Source organism: Streptomyces sp. NPDC085944, from assembly GCF_040686295.1.
In the GTDB taxonomy this organism is placed as follows: domain Bacteria; phylum Actinomycetota; class Actinomycetes; order Streptomycetales; family Streptomycetaceae; genus Streptomyces; species Streptomyces salinarius.
This window is the reverse complement of sequence record NZ_JBFBJX010000006.1, coordinates 427,199-447,919: the sequence shown is the minus strand read 5'-3', so window position 1 is coordinate 447,919 and position 20,721 is coordinate 427,199. Positions and strand designations below refer to the sequence as shown.

The 20,721-nt window shown below is 70.5% G+C and carries 25 protein-coding genes and 2 pseudogenes; 22 read left to right on the top strand and 5 right to left on the bottom strand.

Features of this window, described 5'->3' with window-relative positions:
* Window positions 1-78 precede the first annotated feature (78 nt).
* The 8 genes and pseudogenes from AB0P07_RS15335 (at window position 79) to AB0P07_RS15300 (ending at window position 5,455) form a co-directional block, all read left to right on the top strand.
* Window positions 79-483: a hypothetical protein gene (locus AB0P07_RS15335; RefSeq protein ID WP_365550264.1), complete on the top strand. Its 405-nt coding sequence runs from the start codon at window positions 79-81 to the stop codon at window positions 481-483.
* Window positions 484-686: 203 nt separating this feature from the next.
* Window positions 687-1,154 (top strand): hypothetical protein, encoded by a 468-nt coding sequence (locus tag AB0P07_RS15330; protein WP_365550262.1) that lies wholly within the window; start codon window positions 687-689, stop codon window positions 1,152-1,154.
* A gap of 225 nt (window positions 1,155-1,379) precedes the next feature.
* On the top strand, window positions 1,380-2,240 hold the full coding sequence (locus tag AB0P07_RS15325) for a hypothetical protein (RefSeq protein WP_365550259.1): 861 nt from the start codon (window positions 1,380-1,382) through the stop codon (window positions 2,238-2,240).
* Window positions 2,241-2,258: 18 nt separating this feature from the next.
* Window positions 2,259-2,720 carry a hypothetical protein gene (locus AB0P07_RS15320; protein ID WP_365550256.1) on the top strand — a complete coding sequence of 154 codons (462 nt, stop codon included), beginning with the start codon at window positions 2,259-2,261 and terminating at the stop codon, window positions 2,718-2,720.
* A 78-nt stretch (window positions 2,721-2,798) separates the two neighbouring features.
* Complete coding sequence (locus AB0P07_RS15315) at window positions 2,799-3,308, top strand: hypothetical protein (RefSeq protein WP_365550254.1); 510 nt, start codon at window positions 2,799-2,801, stop codon at window positions 3,306-3,308.
* Between the two features lie 81 nt (window positions 3,309-3,389).
* On the top strand, window positions 3,390-3,914 hold the full coding sequence (locus AB0P07_RS15310) for a hypothetical protein (protein ID WP_365550251.1): 525 nt from the start codon (window positions 3,390-3,392) through the stop codon (window positions 3,912-3,914).
* Between the two features lie 60 nt (window positions 3,915-3,974).
* Window positions 3,975-4,232 (top strand): annotated as a pseudogene (locus tag AB0P07_RS15305) (glycosyltransferase); the annotation flags it as partial.
* A gap of 104 nt (window positions 4,233-4,336) precedes the next feature.
* A complete protein-coding gene (locus AB0P07_RS15300) occupies window positions 4,337-5,455 on the top strand; it encodes a site-specific integrase (RefSeq protein WP_365550249.1) in 1,119 nt (372 codons plus the stop codon).
* On the opposite strand, the gene AB0P07_RS15295 is transcribed toward AB0P07_RS15300, so the two are convergent.
* Together AB0P07_RS15295 and AB0P07_RS15290 are read right to left on the bottom strand one after the other, a co-directional pair.
* Window positions 5,434-6,366 carry an IS3 family transposase gene (locus AB0P07_RS15295; RefSeq protein WP_365550246.1) on the bottom strand — a complete coding sequence of 311 codons (933 nt, stop codon included), beginning with the start codon at window positions 6,364-6,366 and terminating at the stop codon, window positions 5,434-5,436. The genes AB0P07_RS15300 and AB0P07_RS15295 overlap by 22 nt on opposite strands.
* A complete protein-coding gene (locus AB0P07_RS15290) occupies window positions 6,363-6,707 on the bottom strand; it encodes a transposase (protein ID WP_365550243.1) in 345 nt (114 codons plus the stop codon). The genes AB0P07_RS15295 and AB0P07_RS15290 overlap by 4 nt, the downstream gene beginning before the upstream one ends.
* Before the next feature lie 45 nt (window positions 6,708-6,752).
* On the opposite strand from AB0P07_RS15290, the gene AB0P07_RS15285 reads away from it, so the two are divergent.
* The 5 genes from AB0P07_RS15285 to AB0P07_RS15265 are packed head-to-tail and all read left to right on the top strand — an operon-like array spanning window position 6,753 to window position 11,572.
* Window positions 6,753-7,151, top strand: coding sequence for a hypothetical protein (locus AB0P07_RS15285; RefSeq protein WP_365550240.1), 399 nt, complete (start codon window positions 6,753-6,755; stop codon window positions 7,149-7,151).
* On the top strand, window positions 7,151-8,893 hold the full coding sequence (locus AB0P07_RS15280) for a hypothetical protein (protein WP_365550238.1): 1,743 nt from the start codon (window positions 7,151-7,153) through the stop codon (window positions 8,891-8,893). The genes AB0P07_RS15285 and AB0P07_RS15280 overlap by 1 nt, the downstream gene beginning before the upstream one ends.
* Window positions 8,890-10,248: a hypothetical protein gene (locus tag AB0P07_RS15275; RefSeq protein ID WP_365550235.1), complete on the top strand. Its 1,359-nt coding sequence runs from the start codon at window positions 8,890-8,892 to the stop codon at window positions 10,246-10,248. The genes AB0P07_RS15280 and AB0P07_RS15275 overlap by 4 nt, the downstream gene beginning before the upstream one ends.
* The gene (locus AB0P07_RS15270; protein WP_365550232.1) at window positions 10,193-11,062 is read left to right on the top strand and encodes a hypothetical protein; all 870 of its coding nucleotides are present in this window, start codon (window positions 10,193-10,195) and stop codon (window positions 11,060-11,062) included. Before AB0P07_RS15275 ends, AB0P07_RS15270 begins: the two co-directional genes overlap by 56 nt.
* A gap of 12 nt (window positions 11,063-11,074) precedes the next feature.
* Window positions 11,075-11,572 carry a hypothetical protein gene (locus tag AB0P07_RS15265; protein WP_365550229.1) on the top strand — a complete coding sequence of 166 codons (498 nt, stop codon included), beginning with the start codon at window positions 11,075-11,077 and terminating at the stop codon, window positions 11,570-11,572.
* Between the two features lie 95 nt (window positions 11,573-11,667).
* Here AB0P07_RS15265 and AB0P07_RS15260 read toward each other — a convergent pair whose 3' ends face one another.
* Both AB0P07_RS15260 and AB0P07_RS15255 read right to left on the bottom strand, forming a co-directional pair.
* The gene (locus AB0P07_RS15260) at window positions 11,668-12,609 is read right to left on the bottom strand and encodes a M56 family metallopeptidase (protein WP_365550226.1); all 942 of its coding nucleotides are present in this window, start codon (window positions 12,607-12,609) and stop codon (window positions 11,668-11,670) included.
* Between the two features lie 14 nt (window positions 12,610-12,623).
* Window positions 12,624-13,013: a BlaI/MecI/CopY family transcriptional regulator gene (locus AB0P07_RS15255; protein ID WP_365550224.1), complete on the bottom strand. Its 390-nt coding sequence runs from the start codon at window positions 13,011-13,013 to the stop codon at window positions 12,624-12,626.
* A 148-nt stretch (window positions 13,014-13,161) separates the two neighbouring features.
* Between AB0P07_RS15255 and AB0P07_RS15250 the strand changes: the two genes are divergently transcribed.
* The 9 genes and pseudogenes from AB0P07_RS15250 to AB0P07_RS15210 all read left to right on the top strand — a co-directional run.
* Window positions 13,162-13,818, top strand: coding sequence for a DedA family protein (locus tag AB0P07_RS15250; RefSeq protein ID WP_365550221.1), 657 nt, complete (start codon window positions 13,162-13,164; stop codon window positions 13,816-13,818).
* Window positions 13,815-15,032: a glycosyltransferase family 4 protein gene (locus AB0P07_RS15245; protein WP_365550218.1), complete on the top strand. Its 1,218-nt coding sequence runs from the start codon at window positions 13,815-13,817 to the stop codon at window positions 15,030-15,032. Before AB0P07_RS15250 ends, AB0P07_RS15245 begins: the two co-directional genes overlap by 4 nt.
* A gap of 79 nt (window positions 15,033-15,111) precedes the next feature.
* Complete coding sequence (locus AB0P07_RS15240) at window positions 15,112-15,948, top strand: undecaprenyl-diphosphate phosphatase (protein WP_365550216.1); 837 nt, start codon at window positions 15,112-15,114, stop codon at window positions 15,946-15,948.
* Window positions 15,945-16,088 carry a hypothetical protein gene (locus tag AB0P07_RS15235; protein ID WP_365550213.1) on the top strand — a complete coding sequence of 48 codons (144 nt, stop codon included), beginning with the start codon at window positions 15,945-15,947 and terminating at the stop codon, window positions 16,086-16,088. Before AB0P07_RS15240 ends, AB0P07_RS15235 begins: the two co-directional genes overlap by 4 nt.
* 154 nt (window positions 16,089-16,242) lie before the next feature.
* On the top strand, window positions 16,243-17,718 hold the full coding sequence (locus AB0P07_RS15230; RefSeq protein WP_365550210.1) for a glycosyltransferase: 1,476 nt from the start codon (window positions 16,243-16,245) through the stop codon (window positions 17,716-17,718).
* Entirely contained in the window at window positions 17,715-18,494 is a 780-nt protein-coding gene (locus AB0P07_RS15225) for a polysaccharide deacetylase family protein (RefSeq protein ID WP_365550207.1), read from the top strand. The genes AB0P07_RS15230 and AB0P07_RS15225 overlap by 4 nt, the downstream gene beginning before the upstream one ends.
* Window positions 18,495-18,519: 25 nt before the next feature.
* Entirely contained in the window at window positions 18,520-18,945 is a 426-nt protein-coding gene (locus AB0P07_RS15220) for a Chromate resistance protein ChrB (protein ID WP_365550204.1), read from the top strand.
* Between the two features lie 16 nt (window positions 18,946-18,961).
* Window positions 18,962-19,081: a Chromate resistance protein ChrB gene (locus tag AB0P07_RS15215; RefSeq protein ID WP_365550201.1), complete on the top strand. Its 120-nt coding sequence runs from the start codon at window positions 18,962-18,964 to the stop codon at window positions 19,079-19,081.
* Window positions 19,082-19,122: 41 nt separating this feature from the next.
* Window positions 19,123-19,410: pseudogene (locus tag AB0P07_RS15210) on the top strand (MFS transporter); the annotation flags it as partial.
* A 142-nt stretch (window positions 19,411-19,552) separates the two neighbouring features.
* On the opposite strand, the gene AB0P07_RS15205 reads toward AB0P07_RS15210, so the two are convergent.
* Window positions 19,553-20,713 (bottom strand): MFS transporter, encoded by a 1,161-nt coding sequence (locus tag AB0P07_RS15205; protein WP_365550348.1) that lies wholly within the window; start codon window positions 20,711-20,713, stop codon window positions 19,553-19,555.
* Between the last annotated feature and the right edge of the window lie 8 nt (window positions 20,714-20,721).

The following is a 20,721-nucleotide window of genomic DNA, read 5'->3' as shown; positions in this document are numbered from 1 at the left end:
GGCCCGCCACCCCCGATCCCGAGGATGCCCATCGAGAATCCAACCAGCCTCCCACCTTCTGCCGGCCCCGGCGCCCGGATGGTGCACGAAGCCCTCGGAGCATCGCCGCACGCCATCGCGCGGCTCCAGGCCGGGGAGCCAGAAACGGCGCTCGCCGACCTTCTGTACACGGCCGCGCGCCACTTGGACCACGTGCACCACCAGTTCGTCGACGCCGCGTCGAGGGCGGCCGACACTCTGACGCGCGCCGCCTCCGGGAACACGTCGATCAACAGCCTCGGCGTCCTGCAGAACAGCGGCACACAGATCGACATCCTCGCCGCCCGCCGCTCCGATGCCGTCGACACCCTCCGAGAGACCATCCGCGCCTACCGGGAAGGAACAGCCTCCCAGGCTGCTTCTCGACAGGCGCCCCGGACACATGCCGTGCACGCTCCGGCGCCCGCGAGCACGCCATCGACCCGCGTGACGCGCGGCCGATAAGGCCACCTCACCACTCCGCAGGCAGCTCGTGCCCTCAGCACACACGGCCCAATGCCCAGGCCCTCGAACCCGCTGATCGGGCCGGCACGCACCGCGCACCTCCGGGAGTCCATCTGCCCTTTCCCTACGACCAGGTCAGTCAGCTGCACTCGCTGGCCGATCGCATCCACAACGCGGCCGACGAACTGCCGCTGAACGACGCGGTGTACTCCGGCAGCGACAGCCTCGACGACCTCGACGACCGCGTCCGCGACATCGCCGGACTGCTCACCCACCTCACCACCGCGGCGGCCTTCGCCGACCGCGCCCTACGCCGCGACCGTGACCCCGAGGCGGAGATCACCCGGCTCATGGTCACCCAGCTCACGCACACGACCGGCGCCCTGGGGCACGCCCTGGCGGACCTCGGTGACGCCGTCGCCCACGCAGGCGTCCTACACCAGCTCGCCGCCACGCCCCGCTCCGCGCAGCGCACCACGTCCATAGAGTCCACACGCGCTCGGCTGCACGCGCGGATCGACAGCACCCGCGGCCGACTCAACAAGGCGGGTGCCCAACTCCACCAGGCGGCTGACCGGCTCACCGCTACACCCGCCGCTCCCCGCAGCCCACGCGCGAGCGCCACAGTCCCCGTCCCCCTGCCCCGCTCAACTGCCTTCCGCACCCGCTGACCCACTCGCCCAAGCCCTTGGAGCACCCCCATCCGCAACGCCGTCCGCGCCCTTCCCCTACTCGTCTCCGCCGCGCTGCTCGCCGGAGCCGCCACCGCCTGCACCAGCGACGACACGTCGGCCGATAAGAAGACCACCTCCACGCCTGCGGCTCCGAAGCCGACGCCCGCGCTCAGTGACGCGCAGGCCCGCGCCGTCATCACCACCTACTCGAAGATCAACAACGTGGCCAACGCGCAGCGCGACCGTGCCCGGCTCGACACCGTCGAAGACGGCCCGGTGTACGCCATGTCCGTCTCCGACTACACCGAGACCGAGGGCCTGCCCAAGGCCAACCGCAAGCCGTACAAGCCGTGGTCGTACGACACTTCGAGCGCCAAGCTGTACATCCCGCGCTTCACCACCGGCCAGGACCGCTGGTTCGCCACCGCGCTCTCCAGCGAGAAGGGCAAGGATCCCAGCCGCATCGCCGTCTTCGCCGAGCAGCCGAAGGACAAGCGGTGGGAGCTGGTCTCGGTCGTCGATCTCGAGTCCACGACGCTGCCGGACATCGCCCTCGACAAGAGCGGCCATGCCACCGCAGTCGACGCCACCGGCAACAAGCAGCTCGCCGCCGACGCCAACGTGCTACGCGCCGGAGTGATCGACAACTTCGCGACCGGCGGGACGAACACCGGGACCAAGGTCTTCGAGCCGACCAAGGCAAGCCGGCAGCAGATCAAGGTCCACGACAAGACGACCCGCAAGTTCGGGAAGCTGGGCACCACCGTCTTCGCCGGCGCCAGCAACCGGTTCAAGGACGCCTACGCGCTCAAGACCCGCGACGGCGGAGCACTCCTGCTGTTTGCCCACACCCACACGCAGACCGACGCCGTCGCGCGCTCCGGGCTGCAGATCAACCCCTCCAAGGAAGACAACGCCTGGCTGCACGGCATCCCGCGCACCTCGGTGACCTACACGTTCGTGTGCTCCGACGCCGCCACCGTCCCGGCGAAGGCCGCCCCGTCCCAGCTCATCGGCTATACCTGCGCCCGCACCGACGCCGCCGGACCGCCGGTCGGCTCTGCGGCGACGGACCGCGCCTAGCGCGAGCGGAGCGTCCCCGTGCTCCTGCCCCCACACGAAACCCGGCCATCCGCCGACGACCTCCATCGCTGGGCTGCCCACGACGCGCGACCGTTCACCGAGTCGCTCACCCTCGCAGACGCCGGTCACGGTGTCTCCGCGTGGTCCGACAAGCTTCACGAGGCGCGCACCGCCGCGGAGTTCCAGGCGGTCACGTCTGCGGTGCTCGGCGACGGGCACAGCGCCCTGGGCGAGCTGCACCTGTTCCTCGAAGCCGCGGCCGACTGGTGCGACCGGCACCAGGAGCCGCGCATCGCCGAGCGGTACCGTCGGCACGCCCAAGAGCTGTCTGAACTGGGCGACCAGCTCGCCTACCTGGGCGAGGACCACCTGGCCGGCACCTACCGGCGTCCGAACCGGCCCGCCGCCGTACGGGCTGCCCCCGCCCCGGCCGTGGCTCCTGCCGCATCGGCTGCGCCCGTGCGCCGCTCCTCCCGCTGACCTCACCGACAGGAAGATCCTCTGTCCACTCGTTCCGTCATCGCCCGCCCCACCGGCACCGGATACGCCGGCACGTACGTGCACTGGGACGGCTACCCCAGCCACCACCTGCCGCTGCTGCTCGCCGCACACCGGTACACCTTCGGCGAAGACACCGAGGCCCTGGCCCGGTACCTCATCGACGACGCCCCGGAAGGCTGGTCGTCCCTGGGCACAGACCTGCTGGCCCACGCCCCCGGCTTCCTCCGCGACACCCTCCCTCGGGGCAACCACGAGCCCGGACGCCGCTACTCGGGGCGCTCGCCGGGCGAGCGCCTCGTCTTCACCGAGCGGACCGCCTCCCGGCTGGACTGGGCCTACGTCCTCCACCCGGAGGGCATCGAAGTGATCGGCGCGCCCGGCTCGGCCCGCGGTCCGATCGTCGCGTGGGACACCGACCCCTGCGTTCGGTTCCGCGACACCGCCAGCCTGTGGAAGCCCGGCCGGCCGATCCCCGGCACCACACCACCCCAGGCCACCACGCGCAGTACGGCACCCGCCCAGCCACCGCCGGTGTCAGCCTCGGCGCCGCGACCCCGCGCGCACTGACCCCACCCGCTCGCTCTTCAGGAGACCCATCTGTCCACGCGCTCCGTCATAGCCCGTCCCACCGCCGACGGCTTCGCCGGCATGTACGTCCACTTCGACGGCTACCCCGACAGCAAACTGCCCCTGCTCCTGGCCGCCTACCAGCACCGGTTCGCCGGTGATCTGGAAGCGATGGCCCGACACCTGATCGACGACGTCGAACACGGCTGGGACGAGCTGGGCACCGACCTCCTCGACGGCGCTCCCGAAGCCCTGCGCCGCTCCCTGACCGGCGGTGATGAGTACCCCAGCCGCCAGATCACCGACGTGATCGTCATCGGCGCGGACGACACGGCCGAACGTCTCCTGGTCACGCAGGACGGCACCGACGAGCTGGAGTGGGCATACGTCCTTCACCCGCACGGCATCGAAGTGATCGCCCTGCAGGCGTACGACCGCGGCCCCGTCGTCCCGTGGCACACCGACCCGCGCAGCCGCATCAACGCCAAGCCCGGCGCCTGGCCGCCGGACTCCCGGCCCCCGGTCATCTCGCCTCGCACCGCGCGGCGCCCATCGACCGCCGCGTCACCCGCGACGCCGACGCCCCGCAAGACCGCCCGCCGCTAGCCCCAGCACCCCCTGCCGCACCGCCCGGAGATCCCCCTGCCCCCGCACCCGAAGATCACGGTGGTCATCGCCACCCAACTGCGCCCGGAACGTCTCGCGTTCCTGGTGGCCATGCACGCCAGCCTGTGCCGTCAGAGCGTGCCGTGGGAGGCCATTGTCGCCCTCGACGGCGCCGACCCCGCCCGGCTCCCCACCACCCTCGCCGCTGATCCCCGCGTCCGCACGCTGGTCCTTCCGCGCCCCGTCGGCGCGGCCTGCGCCCGGAACTTCTCCCTCGACGAGGTGCGGACCGAGTACGTCAACTGGGCGGACGACGATGTAGTTGCTGCTTAATGACCGTGTCGCATTGCCAAGCCCACGTCCGATAGTGCGTGTTGCAGTGTGTTGCACTCTGCTATGTCGGAAACCTATGGTCTCCGGCCATGCAGAGGATCAGCTTTTCGGCTTCGGGTTGGGAGACCTGGGATGTGGCGCGTCAGCCGCTGATCCGAGAGCAGATGCCGGTTCTCATCGACGATGATTTGCTCTTTGAGGACGCCCCAGGGTCCCCGCGACCGACGACGGTGGCGAACAGGTACCTCGGGGAGCTCCCGATCAACGGTGCGCCGGCGGTTCGGACATGGGAGAACAGCGCTGGCTGCATCTCTGCGTGGCTCTCGTTCCTCCAGGCGCGCGGGGTTCATCCCTTCAATGACCGCCGGGAGTTGCGTGGTGCGCTGAGCATGTACGCCGAGTACCGGCTGGCCGGCCCTCTGAAGGCGCGGTGGGACCACACCACGTGGAACCTGCACGTGAGCATCCTGTCCGCCTTCTACGACTGGGCGAAGGACGAGGGCGTGCTCAGCGTCGTGCCCTTCACCTACCGCGTAGGGCACAGGATGGCCCACGGCGTGCTGGAGAAGGCCAGGAAGAACATGGCCAAGCTGGGCCGCCCTCGGCCTCACACGACGATCAAGCATCTGGAGTGGGACTTCGCCGGGCTCTTCGTGCGAGCACTCGGCGGTCTCGACCCGCTCGGTGAACCTGATCTCCGCTACCGCCGTCCCCGGGAAGGCGCCCGGAACTCCGCGATGGGCGGCTTCGTACTGTCCAGCGGGCTGAGGCGTAAGGAGTTCACCCACCTGACGACCTACGAGATCCCGCCGCTGCCAGCCCGCCCCACGACGCTTCCCGTGCTCTTCCCGCTCGCGTACGCGATCACCAAGGGAGAGAGGGACCGCACGACGTGGGTTCACTATGAGCCGCTGGCCACGATGCATCAGTACATCGACCTGGACCGGGCCGCCTCGGCGGAGGGCTTCAGGTGGCGGCCCCCGTCGAAGCTCGGTGAGCCGCTGTATGTCGAGGAGCCCGACTGGGAGGGAGCGCGCCTCAACGGGGTACGTCGCTCGTGGAAGAGTCTGCGGCCGGCCGAGCGCTTGTGCCTGATCACCCCCGAGGGGCAGTCCCCGCTGGTGGGTCTGCAGTCCACGGGTGAGCCGTTCGTCGTGTCAATCCCCTGGTTTCGTAGAGACCTCTCCTATGCGGCCTGGCACCTCTGATCGTTCTTCTTGCGTGCTTCGGTGATGGCCCGTTCGAACTCCTCCGGCGGCATCCCGCCGGCCGCGCTGTGCCTGCGCCTGGGGTTGTAGAACCCGGTGATCCAGGTGGCGATCTTCAGGCGGGCCTCGGTGCGGGTGGCGAACCGGTGCCGGTGGATGTACTCGACCTTGATCAGCGAGTTGAACGACTCCGCGGCGGCGTTGTCCAGCGCCGACCCCACCCGCCCCATGGACTGCACCACGCCCAGGCGTTCACACAGGTTGTTGTACGCCTCTGACGTGTACTCACTTCCCCTGTCGCTATGAAAGATCGTCCCGTCCCGACGGCCACCCCGTGTCGTGGTCGCCATCTGCAACGACGCGCCGACCAGGGCCGCGTCATGATGCTCGCCCATGGCATAGCCAAGACAGCGGCGCGAAAACGCGTCGATGACGGTGGCCAGATAGATCTTGCCCTCGCTGGTCTCGATCTCCGTCATATCCCCGTACCAGAGCACGTCCGGGGCCACTGCGTCGAAACGGCGATGCACCAGGTCAGGGGCGGATTTCCGCTTGCCCTGCCGGGTCAGCGACTTCCGCCGACGCGGGGGCTTGCGGCCCTGCAGGCCGAGCTCGGCCATGATCTCCGCGACGGTGTTCACCGACACCTGCCATCCCTCAGCCCACAGGTCCTGCGTGATCCTCGGCGAGCCATACGTGTCGCCGGACTCGGTGAAGAAGTGGATGATCCGCTCCTCCAGCCTCGCCCTCCTGAGCTCGCGTTGCGTCGGCTCGTCGGGGCGCCGGCGCCACTTGTAGAACCATGCCTCGCTCACCCCGACCACCCGGCAGGAAAACCGGTGCGGGACGCCGTGCTCGACCCTCTGGTTACCGATAAAGGCGACCACCGCCTCCGGAGCGTTCTCGGTCACTTCACCCAGAGGGCCATGCATCGCTTGAAGACATCGCGCTCCATCTCCAGCTCCCGGATCCGCTTGTTCTTCTCGCCCATCTCCCGACGCAGCCGCTCCAGCTCGGCCCACTCGGACTCCCGTACCCGCCCACCACCACCGCTGCCGTCCGCCGCCTGCACGGGCCGGTCCGAGGACGTCGTCCCGTTGCGCCGCCACCGCGACACCCAGCTGTGCAGCGTGCCCGGGTTGATGCCGAGCTCCTCGGCGACCTCCCCGACCTGCTTCCCGGTCTCGACCACGATGCGCACGGCGCCCTCACGGAACTCGGCGTCATACGGCGGCTTCTTCTTGGACCCCATGAATCCCAACTTCCCCTGCAATCACGGGCTCCACGCTACGAGGGGATGGTCATCGACTGGGCGACCGTCTTCCGCCGCACTTCGGCACGCATCCGCGAGAGATACGAACCCCGGTTCCCGACTGTGGCGCCCCACCGGCTGCGCCATTCGATGGCTATGCGGACCTTGGAGCAGCTGATCAAGGGCTATTACGCACGGCTCGCCGACCTGGTGGAGAACACCGATGCCGATGCGGCGCTCGCGCTGTACCTGCGCAAGCACGAGCCGATGCTCATCCTGCGTGATCTGCTCGGTCACTGGAGTGTGACGTCCACGGAGCTATATATCGCGCGCCTGGACATCACCCGGATCTACAAAGATCTCTACCAGAGTGCGCTCGCCCGGATCGACAGGGCCGCCGCAGCTGAGGCGGACGCCGAGTTCGACGGCGAGGTGAACACCTGATGTCCGCCACCATCGTGGACGAGCCGCTGGGTGTCCACTTCATCTTCGTCGACGGCACCGACTGGACAGTCAGGCTCGCGGGGTTGCCCAACCCGCAACTGGCACGTGACCTGGCGGTAGGTCTCGCAGCCAACGCCCATCCCCATGGAGGCATCAAGAAGCGAGCCACGGCCAATGGTTACGGGATCGCTGCGCGGAGGATGGTCCACGCGCTGTCGAAGGACGGCTTCAGCGGGCCCGCCTCCGAGCTGACCCGTGGCGTGCTGATGCGGTTCTGGATGGCCAGCAACCACACCCGGGAGCGAAACACCCGTCAGCTCCTCAAAGACCTCGACTTGACCACCGGGTGCTTGCGCCCCGATGTCCGCGCGTACCTCGACGGCGAACCTGTCCAGGCCCGGCCCGTGCTGAGCACGTACAAGGCGTACACCGACGCCGAGTGGGAGCGGTTGGAGACGACGTGCCGGCGCGAGGTCGACGAGAGCTACGCCCGCTACAAACTGGCAGTCCAGAGCGACAAATGGGGTTCAGATCCGCTTCTCACTGATCGGGAGGACGCGGAGGAGGACATCGCGTGGCTCATGCTCAGGCGCGGTCCGCTGACGTACAACACATACCTCGACTACTTCCGGGCCCGCACTGGTGAAAAGCGCGGAATGCGCAGGACGTTCTCCTCCACTGGCTGCGCAGCCGCGCAGCAGGTGCGGGACGACCTCTTCCCGAACCGCCCGATCATGGCCGCCTACAAGGCACTGCTCGGTGTGTACTGCGGTGTCGTGCCCGACGGCATCGCCGACCTCGGCGTCGGCGACGTGGAATGGGCGGGCGACGCGACGATTCTGCTGTGCTACGTGAAAGGCCGTACGACACGGGAGAGTTCCGTCCTGACGGGTCCCGCGGTGCGCCTGCTGGAGCAGTGGCTGGATCATTCCTCCACGCTGCGGCGCTTTGCCGCCGACGATCTCCAGAAGGAGCTTTGGATCGGCGCCACCGACAAAGGTGACGCGGCCCGCGATCATTCGAAAGGGGCGCCGCGGCGCAAGTTCGTGGAACTGAGCGGGCTCGTCGATGGCCAAGGCCGGAAGTTCCCCATCCATGGAGGACGCATCCGGCACACCTACGACGAGCGGCTGGCCCGTCGTGGCTGGACCGGTCGCACGTTGATCGATCCGAACCACAGTGCGCGCACCGAGGGAGATCACTACGCCACTCCCACCGACCCCGACCAGCTCGACGACATCGGCTCGATCATCAACGACGGGCAGGCCGACATCCTGCGCAAGGCACTTCCGCCCGTCGTTCTGACCAGCGAGAGGGCCGCGCAGTTCGCGGCTGACTTCCCCGACGAGGTACGGCGGCTGGGGCTGGATACGGCCGCCATCGCCGAACTCGTCGGCGGCGAGCGCGATGTGTTCACCGCGGCCTGCACCGACCAGCTGGCCGGTGTCCATGGTCCGGCCGGGAAGCCGTGCCCGGCGCGGCCGTGGGTGTGCCTGCTGTGCCCGCTGGCGGTGTTCTTGCCGCGGCATGCGTCGAATCTGCTGCGGCTTGACGCCTTCTTCGGCCGACAGTTCCAGCAGATGACGACCGACCACTACCTGCGGGTGTTCGGCCCGTATGCACACCGGCTCACCCACGACATCCTGCCGAAGTTCTCCACGGAGGCGAAGGCGAAGGGCGCGCTGGACGTGGCTGGCGACGACAGCGAGATCCCGCTGCGGCCCGAGGAGGCCACCCGATGAAGCTCCCCCGCCCTCTGCGGGCCCCGGCCACGATCACCCGCCGGCCCGTCTCTGCGTTCGCCGGCTGCTACGTCCATGAGGCCATCGGACTGGCGCTGCTGCCCGGCTCCGTACGCTCGCGGTTCGAGGATGACCTGTGGGACATGTGGGGCCTGGCCGACAAGCCCCGGTCCATCAAGCAGCACGAGCTGACCTGGAACTTCGCCACGATCCTGAACCCGAGATGGCGTGTGGTCGCCAAGGAGGTCCTGATCGCGCTGCTCGCCCCGCAGCACGACAGCGTGCTGGAGTGTGCTCTCGCGCTTCGCAAGAACCGCAGTCCCCGTACCTGTAACCGCTTCCTGAGAAGGTTCACCGCGTGGTTCAACTGGCTCACTGCGAACGGGGTCACTTCCCTGGATGAGGTCACGCAGGAGCACTGCGACAGGTTTGCCGCCGAGGAACAGTGGTACGTCCCCAAGCCGGGTGCACCGCCGGTCCAGGCGGAGCCCGAGACGTTGGCCGAGAGCGTCCGCGTGGTCCAACTGGTCACCCTGTACGGCGATTTGCTGTCCACGGACAGCTACCGTGCGGGCTTCGTCCCGTGGGACGGCCGGAGCACGATCAAGGTCGTCGGCGGCACGTGGCTGCGGGCCAACCGCACTCCCTCGGTACCCGATCACCTCCTTCAGCCTGTGCTGGCCACCTGCCTCTACCTGGTCAACACGGTCGGGCCGCACCTCGCCCATCTCGTCGAGAGGGTCCGCGAGGATGCGGCCACGACGAAGGACTTCCCGCGTGCCACGCTGGCCCACGTCCCGGACCTGAAGCGCCTGATCGCCCAGATGCAGGCCGATCGCGTGCCGTTGCCGCGGGCCGACGGCCGGGCCGACATCCTGCGTATCAGCACCGGTGACCTCGCGCCCCTGAAAGACCTCGCGTGGTATCGCCTCGCCTACCAGGTCGGCACCAGCACCATCGCCGGAGACTACCTGCGCGAGAAGATCGCGCCCGAGCTGCTCGCGCTCGCCGAGGACATGGGATTCGAGAACTACTGGGCACGCACCGCACCCACGATTGCCCGCGAAGAGGACGGCGCACTGGTGCCGTGGACAGCCCCGCTGTCCGACGCCGGGGTCGCGTCGATGGTCGCCAACGTTCTTGCCGCCTGTCTGGTGGTGACCAGCGCGCTCAGCGGGATGCGCAACAGCGAGCTGCTCGAGCTCAGCGTCGGCTGTCGGCGCCAGACCCAGACGAAGTCGGGTAGTACCCGGTATCGGCTCGCCGGCCGGTTGATCAAGGGACAGAAGCTCGGCGGGGGTGCCCGACGAGTGGGTCGTGATCGAGGACGTGCACCGTGCCGTCGCCCTGGCTGAGCGGCTGCTGGGGGCGCCGCCCGGCGCCGCCTTGTTCAGGACCGTCGCCATGTCGTTCAGCCTCGACCGTATGAGGAAGTGGCTGGAGGAGTCCGGCAATCGTGAGCGCTGGGGGCTTCCCGTCATCCCCGTCGGGCCGATCAGTGCCCGGATGCTGCGCCGTACGCTCGCTCTCTCCATCGCCGCGCGGCCCGGCGGACTGCTGGCCGCGAAGATTGCGCTGAAGCATGTCTCCGTCGCCACGACAGAGGGGTACGCCGCGCGCCCCGGTGGATCCCAGCGGCTGTTCCTCACCGAGGTCGAGGAGGCCGAGCAGGAGCAGCACATGGAGCTCACCGTGGAGGCGTTCCGCGACCTCAAGGAGGGCCGCAAGCCCGCCGGCCCCGGAGCTCGCGGGTTGATCGAGGCTCTCCAGCACGTGGATGCGCAGCTCAACGAGGCCGCCCGGCACGACCCCAAGGTCCTTGAGGACGACCGGCACCTGGAGAACCTTCTGAGCAAGCTGTCGAAGGTGCTGCACGTCGGCGTCGCGAACTTCTGCTGGTTCCGCGACCCGTCCAAGGCCCTGTGCCTCAAGCTCGCGGGCACCCCGAACGCCAAGAAGCCGCTGGTGGGAATGTGCGACTCGGCTCGTTGCCCGCAGGCCACCCACCATCGCAGCCACCGGCCCGTATGGCTCGGGCAGGTCACCACGATCGACACCTTCGTCGAGAGCCCTCGCGTGGCTGAGGGCGAGAAGGAACGGCTGCGGCCCGAACGCGACCGTGCCCTGCGCGTGGTCGCCGAGATCGACGCCGCTTCCCCGGCTGCGTGAGAGAGGAATGTGATGGCTCGGCTCACCGAGGAGGACAAGGCCCGCAACGAGGCCGCCATCCGCGCCGCGATGGAGCGGATCTTGAGCGGGAACCTGCCACCGGGCGGCAAGACCGATCTCAAGACTCTCGCTGCGATCGCCGGAGTGACCCGCACCGGCTTCTACCCCAAGAAGAACCGCGACGGCACCCCCAGACCCGGCTCCTACCAGCACCTGGCCGAAGAGTTCGAGCGCCGCGTCCGGGAACTCCAGCAGGCCGGGAAGATCGTCGACCCGCGCGAGGCACAGATCGAGCGGCTGAAGGCCGACCGAGCGGAACTGAAGGACCGTATCGCCGACCGCGACGCCCGCCTGGAGGAAGCCACCGCATTCAAGAAGCTGGCGATCTCTCGGCTGACCGCCCAGCACGAGGAGATCGAACGCCTCCGCCGTCAGATCGCCGACGGCGCCAACGTCCGAGCGCTGCCCGCTGCCGCAGACCGCACGGCGCCATTTGGATCGTGCAATTGAGCGGTCCAGATGATCTATGTCGGCTCGGAGTGCGTCCGTCCGCCGCTGATCGCCCCAGCCCACTGGGGTGGTGGACGCGCGACCGGGTGGGGTGCCTACCCGGCACCGACGGCTTTGAGGAGGAGATGGAGGTCGTGGGCGGCTTCGGCGGTGGACCAGGCCGCAGCGGTGAGGACCGCTGCGGTGGCGACCGTGAGCCCGAGGCTGCGGCCCAGCGGCGGGGCGAGGAGGGCGGCGACACGGCGGGGGACCGGGCCGGCGCTGCTGAGCGGGCTGCGGCGGCCGAGGATGCCGAGTGCGGCGCCGGGTGCGCGTGGGCGCGCGGGGGCGTGGTGCGCGGCCAGGGCGGCCTTGCCGACGGTGCGGGCCACTTGAGTGCGGTCGCCGGTGGCGGTGGCGGCGTGCTCGTCGGCCCAGCGTTCGATGGTGTAGGTGACGGCGGTGGCGAGGGGCCGCAGCAGGGGGTTGGCGGCGGCGCCCAGTCCGGTCAGGGCGACGAAGGCGTAGTGGTGGGCGGCGAGGTGGGCGCGCTCGTGGGCGAGCAGGATGTCGTGCTCGGTCTCGTCCAGGGTGTGCAGCATGCCGGTGGAGACGACGACGCGGCCGGGCAGTCCGGGCAGCGCGAAGGCGTCCGGGGTCTCGTCGTCGACGATGACGAGGCCGTTGGGAGTGGGCATACAGGCGGCTTCCAGGGCGGCGGCGGCCAGGGAGCGGGCGCGGCGCCAGAGCATGCGGGCCGCGGCGAGCGCGGCGCCGCCGAGTAGCAGGCCGGCGATCAGGGCGACGGACAGTTCGGCTGGGTCGTCGCGCTGTGCAGTGGACGCCGACCAGTGGCCGAGGCCGGCGAGGAGCGGGATGCGGATCAGGCCGGTGACGGCCAGGAGGCCCAGGGAGATGGTGCTCGCCGCGCCGAGGACCAGGGCCGAGGCGGTGAGCAGCCAGGTGGCCAGGCGCGGTTCGCAGCGTTCGGACAGCGGCCGCGCGCCGAGCGGGGCGATCAGTGACAGCAGCAGGGGGAGGTAGACGGCAATGCGCATCGGGCGGGCCTCCGCTACTGGCCGGTGTCCGGCTCGTTCCCGAGGAGCTGGCGCAGCAGGTCCGCGTCTGTGTCGGACAGGCTGTCGGCGAAGCGGGCGAGGACGGCCTCGCGGTCGCGGCGCTCTTCCAGGACGGTGCGCATGCGGTGGGCGGCGAACCCGGGATCGTCGGTGACGGGCGCGTAGGTGTAGGCCCGGCCGCGCTTGGTTCGGTTCAGCAGCTGCTTGGTGTGCATGCGGGTGAGGATCGTCACCACGGTGCTGTACGTGAGCTCGCCGCCGAGGCGATCGGCGACCTCGCCCGGGGTCAGCGCGCCCTCGGCCTGCTGGAGCAGACCGAGGATCTCGGCCTCCCGCTCGCCGTTGGCCCGCTTCGGACCCCGCCCCTGTGTGTGGTCGCTCATGGGTTTGTCGTTCCCTCGCCCATCTTCTACAGTCGTGTAGAACTTCTACGGCGGTGTAAATACTGCCGTGGTCCGAGTGTGCCATGCGCCCGCGCCGGGGGACAGCTATGTCGTCCCCTGGGCGGCGCGGGCCAGGAAGGGACGCCGGGTGTTTCAGGCCCTGAATCCATTGGATGCCACCTCACTGTTGACGGCGCTCGGTGCCGCGGGGGTCTTCCTGGTGCTCTTTGCCGAGACCGGCCTGCTGATCGGGTTCTTCCTGCCCGGTGACTCGCTGCTGTTCACCGCGGGGCTGCTGTGCACCGCCGGCAGATCTGGCGGTGTCCATCTGTCGCTGCCCGTGGTGCTGGCGGCCGCCGTGACCGGGGCACTGCTCGGCGCCCAGTGCGGATATCTGCTTGGCCGCCGCGCAGGGCGGGCCCTGCTTGCGCGCACCCGCAACCGCCACCTGCTGGACGGGGCGGCCCGGGCCGAGGAACTCCTCGCCCGCTACGGCCACGGCAAGGCCATCGTGCTCGCCCGCTTCATCCCGGTGGTGCGCACGGTGCTCAATCCGCTCGCCGGGATCGTGCAGGTTCCGGCGCGCAGCTTCGCGCTGTGGCAGGTCACCGGCGGTCTTGTGTGGTCGGTCGGCCTGGTGCTCGGCGGCTACGCCCTGGGGTCCAGCATCCCGAATGTCGACCGTTACCTGCTGCCGCCGGTCGGCGTAATCGTCGCGGTCTCGCTGCTGCCGCTCGTCCTGGAAGTGCTACGGGCCCGCCGCCGCACACGCACCGCCACGAAGCATCAGGAGCCCGCCGCGTGAAAATCACCTTCCTGATCCACAACGTCTACGGGATCGGCGGCACGATCCGCACCACCCTCAACCTGGCCGCGGCCCTCGCCGACCGGCACGATGTGACCGTCGTCTCCATGCTGCGTCACCGCGCCCGCCCCCGGTTCGCGATCGACCCGCGGGTGACGCTGGTGCCCCTGGTCGACATCCGCCCGGATGCGGCCGATGTGACCGACCCGCTGTTTCACCAGCCGGCCGAGGTCTTCCCCGCTGCCGAGAAGCGACACAAGCAGTACAGCCGCCTCACCGACCGGCGTGCCGAGGAGTACTTGCGCGACTGCGACGCGGACGTGATCATCGGCACGCGTCCCGGTGTCAACGTCTACCTGGCCCGCTTCGGCTCGCCCCGTGCCCTGCGCATCGCACAGGAGCACCTCACCCACGACTGCCACGGCAAGAAGTTGCGCGCCCAACTCGCCCGCCATTACCGCACCTTGGACGCGGTGGTCACCACGACGGAGGCGGATGCCGCTGTCTACCGGGCGAAGATGCGGCTGCCGGGCGTGCGGATCCTTGCCATCCCCAACGGTGTGCCCGAGCCCGATGTCCCGCCCGCGGACGGCACCGCGAAGGTCGTCGCTGCGGCCGGTCGTCTGGTCCGTGCCAAGGGGTTCGATGTGCTCATCGAGGCGTTCGCCGAGGTGGCCGCCAAGTACCCCGACTGGAGCCTGCGCATCTACGGCACCGGCACCGACGAGGAACGGCTGCAGCAGCTGATCGACGACCGGAATCTGGGCGGTCAGGCGACGCTGATGGGCGTTGTCTCGCCGATCGAGGCCGCGTTCGCCCAGGCGTCGATCGTCGCGAGCGCCTCGGATGCCGAGTCTTTCGGCATGACCCTGGTCGAGGCGATGCGCTGCGGTGTGCCGGTGGTCAGCACGGACTGCCCGCTCGGTCCCGCCGAGATCATCCACGATGGTGTCGACGGCCGCCTGATCCCCGTGGGTGACCGGCGTGCGCTGGCCGCCACCCTGCTCGACCTCATTGCCGACGAGCCGGCCCGTCGCCGTATGGGCGAGGCGGCGCTGGTGTCTGCCCGCCGTTTCGATCCCGTCCCCCTCTCCCACACCTACGACGAGCTGTGCGCCGAACTCGCCGCCACCCGCCGCTCCCGTGCCTGGCAGCGCGGCCAGGCCGTGTGGCGCGGCCGGGCACGCCGGGTCCTGCGCCGGTTGCGCCGCTGAGCCCGCGCTCAACCCGTTCAACAGCCCCGCTCCAGCGCCTCGTTGTCTTCCGCCCCGCCCACCGTAGAGATGGATCCCCATGAGTGCTATCAGCGTCGGTCAGGCCGTCGTCCTCGGAATCGTCGAGGGGGTGACCGAGTTCCTCCCCGTATCCTCCACCGGCCATCTGAAGATCACCGAGGGGCTCATGGGCATCCCGGTCGACGACACCTCCGTGGTCGGGTTCACCGCCGTCATCCAGGTCGGCGCGATCGCCGCTGTACTCGTGTACTTCTTCAAGGACATCGTGCGGATCGTCTCCGCCTGGGGCCGCGGTCTGAAAAACCGCGAGGAACGCCACCACCACGACTACAAGTTCGCCTGGTGGGTCATCTACGCCACCATCCCGATCGTGGCGGTGGGCCTCGCCGCCAAGCCACTGATCGAGGGCCCGCTCGCCTCGCTGTGGGTGGTTGCCGGATCGCTGATCGTCGGCAGCGGCTTGATGTGGGCGGCCGACCAGATGGGCCGCCACAAGCGCGGTGAGGACGACACCAGCCTCAAGGACGCCATGCTGGTGGGCAGTTCACAGATCCTCGCCCTGCTCTTCCCCGGCTTCTCCCGATCCGGCGCCACCATGTCCACCGGGCTCATCCTCGACCTGGACCGGGTGGCCGCCACTCGGCTCTCCTTCTTCCTCGGCATCCCCGCCCTGACCGGCGCCGGCCTGTACGAGCTCAAGGACGCCGTCGGCGCCGGGGTCGGCCCTCTGCCTCTCGTCGTCGGCACCTCCGTTTCGTTCGTGGTCGCGTACGCCTCCATCGCCTGGCTGCTGAGGTTCGTCGCCCGGCACTCCTTCAACGCCTTCGTCGCCTACCGCATCGTCATCGGCACGGCGCTCCTCGGGCTGTTGGGGGCCGGAGTTCTCAGCGCATGAGCGAGGCCGCCGCCGATGCCGGGCGGCGGGCCGCCGGGACAGGGGCGGACCTTCCCACCGCATCCGTGGCCAAGCCGGCCGCGGTCGGTGTTGCGGTGACCGAACTGTCCCTCGAAGCCCCGTACTCGGGCTCCGGCTGAGCGGAACAGTCCACCTCTGCCGGGTCCGCCCGGTGGCCGTAGGCACACCCGTCACGGACCGGCCCGGAAACGCCCTGCGCGAGCCCGGAGCGACCCGTGGCCCCGCTCCTACCACTCTGGAGGCTGATCTGCTGTGACCTACCCTGACAATCCGGTGGCCGAACACACGGGCGCGCCGCCCGTCACGGGCCCCGGAGGCCCCTGCCCGCAGCGGATCACCCTCATCTCCGCCAGCATGGGAGCCGGGCACGACGGAGCCGCAACCGAACTCGCCCGCCACCTCACAGCGGCGGGCTTCCTCATCGACCGGCACGACTTCCTCGATCTGCTGCCGGCCGGCACGGGCAGGCTGCTCTGCGGCGCCTACCACCAGCTGCTGACCTGGGCCCCCGCGGGCTACCAGCACATCTACGCCGCCACCGAGCACACCCGCCGTCCCGGCCCGGCGATACGGGCCCTGCTGCGGAGCACGCAACGACGCACGCTGGCAGCCGTCACCCCGGACACGCGCGCGGTCGTATCGACCTATCCCGGAGCCAGCCAGGTCCTCGGCGCCCTGCGGCAGCGCGGCCGGCTGATCATACCGGCCCTGACCTACCTCACCGACTTCTCCGTCCACTCCCTGTGGGTCGCACCAGGTATCGACGCCCACCTCGCCGCCCACCCGATACCGGCCGCCCAGGCACACGCCCAGGGCGCCGCCGCTGTCACAGTGACCGGCCCCATGACCGACCCGCGCTTCACCCCCGCCACCGCGGACGACCGGCGCGCCGCCCGCGCCCGCTTCGCCCTGCCCCACGACACGCCCCTGGCCCTGCTGGTCGCCGGCTCGTGGGGAGTCGGCCCGGTACGGGAGGCCGCCGCCGAGATCCTCGCGACCCGCCTCGCGCTGCCGGTCGTGGTGTGCGGACGCAACCAGGCGCTTGCCGACCGGCTGCGCGCGGAGGGCATCGTCCACGTCCACGGCTGGGTGGAGGACATGCCCGGCCTCATGCATGCCTGTGACGTCCTCGTCCAGAACGCGGGCGGGCTCACCTCGCTGGAGGCGCTCGCCAGCGGACTCCCGGTCGCCAGCTACCGCTGCATCCCCGGCCACGGCCAGACCAACGCCGCCGCCCTGGACGAGGCGGGCCTGGCCTCATGGATCCGCGAGCCGGACCAACTGGCGCCGACGCTGACCGAACTCCTGCACGGGCCGCGCGGCCGGTCGCAGCGGGCGGCGGGCCTGGCCCTGCTCTCCTCGGCGCCCGGCCCCGTCCAGGCCGTCACCGCCCTGGCCGCAGGCCGACTGCCCGCCGCGCATTCCGGGGTGCATGCCCCGGCCGCCGTACACCCTGCCGCGTTGCCTCACCCGGTACCGGTGCGACTCCCCGCGCCCCGCGACCCGGCCGCCACAGATCCGGACGCACAGCCTCACCCCGCCGCCCGCCGACCCGTGACACCGCGCCGGCCGCGCCCCGTACGCCCCGCCGGGGCACCGCGCCCCGCCCGGCGCCGGATGACGCGCATGGCCGTCGCCGTGGCGGCAACCGTCTCGCTCGGGATCGCCCCCCTCGCCCATGCCCTGAGCGAGGACCCCAGCCTCCACCTCAGCGCTTTCGCCCACTATCTGGAAGACGACGACCGATGAGCCCAGGCCACCTGGCCCGCACCGTCCGGCGGGTGGGGGCGATCGCCCTGCCCGCGCTCGCCGCCGCCCACGCCGCCCCGGTGATCTCCACCTTCGGCCCGCTGCGCAACCGGGCCATGCCCCACCTCGCCGGCCGCGGCCGCCCCGACCACATCGCCCTCACCCTCGACGACGGCCCGGACCACCTGTCCACCCCGCACTTCCTGCGTCTGCTGAATGCCCGCAGCGTCCGGGCTACTTTCTTCCTGCTCGGCTCGATGGCCGTGCGCTCGCCCGGCCTGACCAAGGACATGGCCGCTGCCGGACACGAGATCGCCGTTCACGGCTGGCACCACCGCCCGCTGCTGCTGCGCGGCCCCCGCGCCACCTGTGACGACCTCGCCCGCGCCCACGCCGCCGTCACCGACATCACCGGCCGGCCACCCGCGCTGTTCCGGCCCCCGTACGGGGTGATGACCACCTCCGCCCACCTCGCCTGCCGCCGGCTCGGACTGACCCCGGTGCTGTGGACCGCCTGGGGCGAGGACTGGCGCAAACGGGCCACACCGGACTCGGTCCACCACACCGTCACCCGCGACCTGCACGGCGGCGGCACCATCCTGCTCCACGACTCCGACTGCACCTCCGCCACCGGCTCCTGGCGCACCACCCTCGCTGCCCTGCCCCGCATCCTCGACACCTGCCAGGCCCGCGGCTGGCAGGTCGGCGCGCTGCGCGACCACGGCATGCCGGGCACCACCTCGCGGTTCTCGCCCTCCGGCCAAGGCCGTGTGTAACGAGTGACACATTGTGGATTGGATTGTGACCACTGATTCCGCCCCTGTCCGGTGGGTGGTGCTGCTGGTGCGGCTGACGGTCGGTCCGGCGCGCCACCGGGTCGCCGTCTGGCGGGAGTTGCGCCGGATCGGCGCGCTCTGCCCGGGCCAGGGCACCTGGACCGTTCCCAATGTGCCGGTGTTCGCCGACGGTCTGGCGCGCGCGGCGGAACTGGCCGGCCGGGCCGACGGCGAGGTCGTGACGCTCGACGCGGCCGGCCGCACGCCCGCCGACTCTGCGCACCTACAGGCGCTGTTCGCTGCCGCCCGCCGGGAGGACTGGGCGGAATTCCTCGCCGACTGCGAGAAGTTCGAGGCGGAGCTGGCCAAGGAGATCCGCACCGCCAAATTCACGCTGGCCGAACTAGAAGGAGGAACAGTCCCTGGAGCGGCTGCGGCGATGCCACCGTGACCTGACCGCGCGGGACGTGTGCGGCACGCCAGAGGCGGCCAAGGCCGCCGAACGCCTCAAGCAGTGCACGGCCGCCTGCGAGGACTACGCGGAACGGGTCTTCCATGCCCTGCACCAGACACTGGAGCAGGACTGATGACCCAGGCCGAGGCCGTGCGGGTCGCACCCGCCCGGCAGATGTGGCCGCTGTACGCGGCCGGGTTCACCACCGCCATCGGCGCCCACGGCATCGCCGCCAACCTCGGGGGCTTCTCCCAGGACGCAGTCACGTCGCTGATCGTGCTCGGTGGCCTGCTCGCCCTATACGACGGGGCCGAGGTGCTGCTCAAGCCGGTCTTCGGCACGCTCGCCGACCGCATCGGCGCCCGCCCGGTCCTGTTCGGCAGGCTTGTCGCCTTCGCCGCCGCTTCTGCCCTGTACGTGGTGGCGGACAGCCCCGCCTGGCTGTGGGTGGCCCGCCTCGGTCCCATCTTGACGTCTACTCGACGTCGAACCTGGGCCTTCCGGCTCTCTGCGCGGCCGGCGCCACAGGTGATCTGCTGGGCCTGCTGGAGCGCGTCCTGTGATGAACCCGCTCAGCGAGCATTTGACGGGGCGGGATTGCTGGTTATGACTGCGGTGTGTCCGCGGGTGCGTGTGTCGTGCGGCGGCGGGTGCTGAGGGCGGCTATGGGGCCTGCGGTCAGGAGCAGGGCGAGGGCGGCGTAGCCGTAGGTGAGGGTCGCCGTCGTCGCGATCGCGGCGACGAGCAGCGGGCCGCCTGCGTCGCCGAGTTCGCGTCCGAGTTCGGCGGATCCCATCGTCTGGCCGAGGCGTTCGGGGGGTGTGGAGGCGGCCAGGGTGGCGAAGCCGAGCGGTGTGATCAGGCCGGTGCCGATGCCGATCAGTGCCGCGGCCAGCAGCACGCCGACCAGTCCTGGCAGCATGGCGCAGGCCAGACCTGCGGCTGTGGTGAGCAGGCCGGTGGCGATACCGGTGCGTGCAGTGAGGCGGCCGGTGTCCAGGGCTCGTCCGGCCTTGGGCTGGACGACTGCGGCGCAGGCGGCGAGGACCGAGACGGCCGCGCCGGTGGACACGGTGCCCAATCCGGCTGCCGCGCCGGAGACAGGAAGGAAGCCGACGCCGACGGAGAGCGCCGCGGTGGCGCCCGCCAGGGCTGCGGTGGGCTGGAGGAAAGCCGGGTCGGTCAGGCGCCTGGCCAGGTCCGCGACGGTCTGCCGGGGGCGCGGCAGCGGTGCTACATGGGGTACGGCGAGTGCGGCCCAGGTGGCGACGGCTGCGGCGAGCAGCGCCAGGACGGTGAACAGCAGCCACAGCCCGCCGGCCCAGACCAGGATGCCGCCGAGCAGCGGGCCGAGGGTGTAGCCGATGGACTTGTAGAAGCCGTAACTGCCGAACGCCCGGCCGTGCTTGGCGGCCGGGTTGAGCCGGGCGACCAGTGCGGAGGCGGAGGGCGAGAAGGCGGAGGCGGAGGCGCCCTGGCCCAGGCGGGCCGCCCACAGCCAGCCGGGGCTGTCTGCCACCGCGTACAGGGCCGAGGCGGCCGCGAAGGCGAGCAGACCGCCGAGCAGGACGGGGCGGGCGCCGATCCGGTCGGCGAGGGTGCCGAAGACCGGTTTGAGGAGTACCTCCGCCCCGTCGTACAGGGCGAGAAGCCCGCCAAGGGTCAGGAGGGAGGTCACCGCGTCGCCGGAGAGGCCGCCGAGGCTGGCGGCGATGCCGTGTGCGCCGAAGGCGGTGGTGAACGCGGCCGCGTACAGCGGCCACATCTGCCGCC

Excerpts from the sequence above, each read along its gene's own strand:
- AB0P07_RS15285 (WP_365550240.1), top strand. The coding sequence starts at position 6,753 with ATGGTCATCGACTGGGCGACCGTCTTCCGCCGCACTTCGGCACGCATC.
- AB0P07_RS15235 (WP_365550213.1), top strand. The coding sequence starts at position 15,945 with ATGAGCGAGGCCGCCGCCGATGCCGGGCGGCGGGCCGCCGGGACAGGG.
- AB0P07_RS15310 (WP_365550251.1), top strand. The coding sequence starts at position 3,390 with ATGTACGTCCACTTCGACGGCTACCCCGACAGCAAACTGCCCCTGCTC.
- AB0P07_RS15275 (WP_365550235.1), top strand. The coding sequence starts at position 8,890 with ATGAAGCTCCCCCGCCCTCTGCGGGCCCCGGCCACGATCACCCGCCGG.
- AB0P07_RS15300 (WP_365550249.1), top strand. The coding sequence starts at position 4,337 with ATGCAGAGGATCAGCTTTTCGGCTTCGGGTTGGGAGACCTGGGATGTG.
- AB0P07_RS15225 (WP_365550207.1), top strand. The coding sequence starts at position 17,715 with ATGAGCCCAGGCCACCTGGCCCGCACCGTCCGGCGGGTGGGGGCGATC.
- AB0P07_RS15260 (WP_365550226.1), bottom strand. The coding sequence starts at position 12,609 with ATGCGCATTGCCGTCTACCTCCCCCTGCTGCTGTCACTGATCGCCCCG.
- AB0P07_RS15280 (WP_365550238.1), top strand. The coding sequence starts at position 7,151 with ATGTCCGCCACCATCGTGGACGAGCCGCTGGGTGTCCACTTCATCTTC.
- AB0P07_RS15335 (WP_365550264.1), top strand. The coding sequence starts at position 79 with ATGGTGCACGAAGCCCTCGGAGCATCGCCGCACGCCATCGCGCGGCTC.
- AB0P07_RS15205 (WP_365550348.1), bottom strand. The coding sequence starts at position 20,713 with ATGTGGCCGCTGTACGCGGCCGCGTTCACCACCGCCTTCGGCGCACAC.
- AB0P07_RS15290 (WP_365550243.1), bottom strand. The coding sequence starts at position 6,707 with ATGGGGTCCAAGAAGAAGCCGCCGTATGACGCCGAGTTCCGTGAGGGC.
- AB0P07_RS15265 (WP_365550229.1), top strand. The coding sequence starts at position 11,075 with ATGGCTCGGCTCACCGAGGAGGACAAGGCCCGCAACGAGGCCGCCATC.
- AB0P07_RS15240 (WP_365550216.1), top strand. The coding sequence starts at position 15,112 with ATGAGTGCTATCAGCGTCGGTCAGGCCGTCGTCCTCGGAATCGTCGAG.
- AB0P07_RS15255 (WP_365550224.1), bottom strand. The coding sequence starts at position 13,013 with ATGAGCGACCACACACAGGGGCGGGGTCCGAAGCGGGCCAACGGCGAG.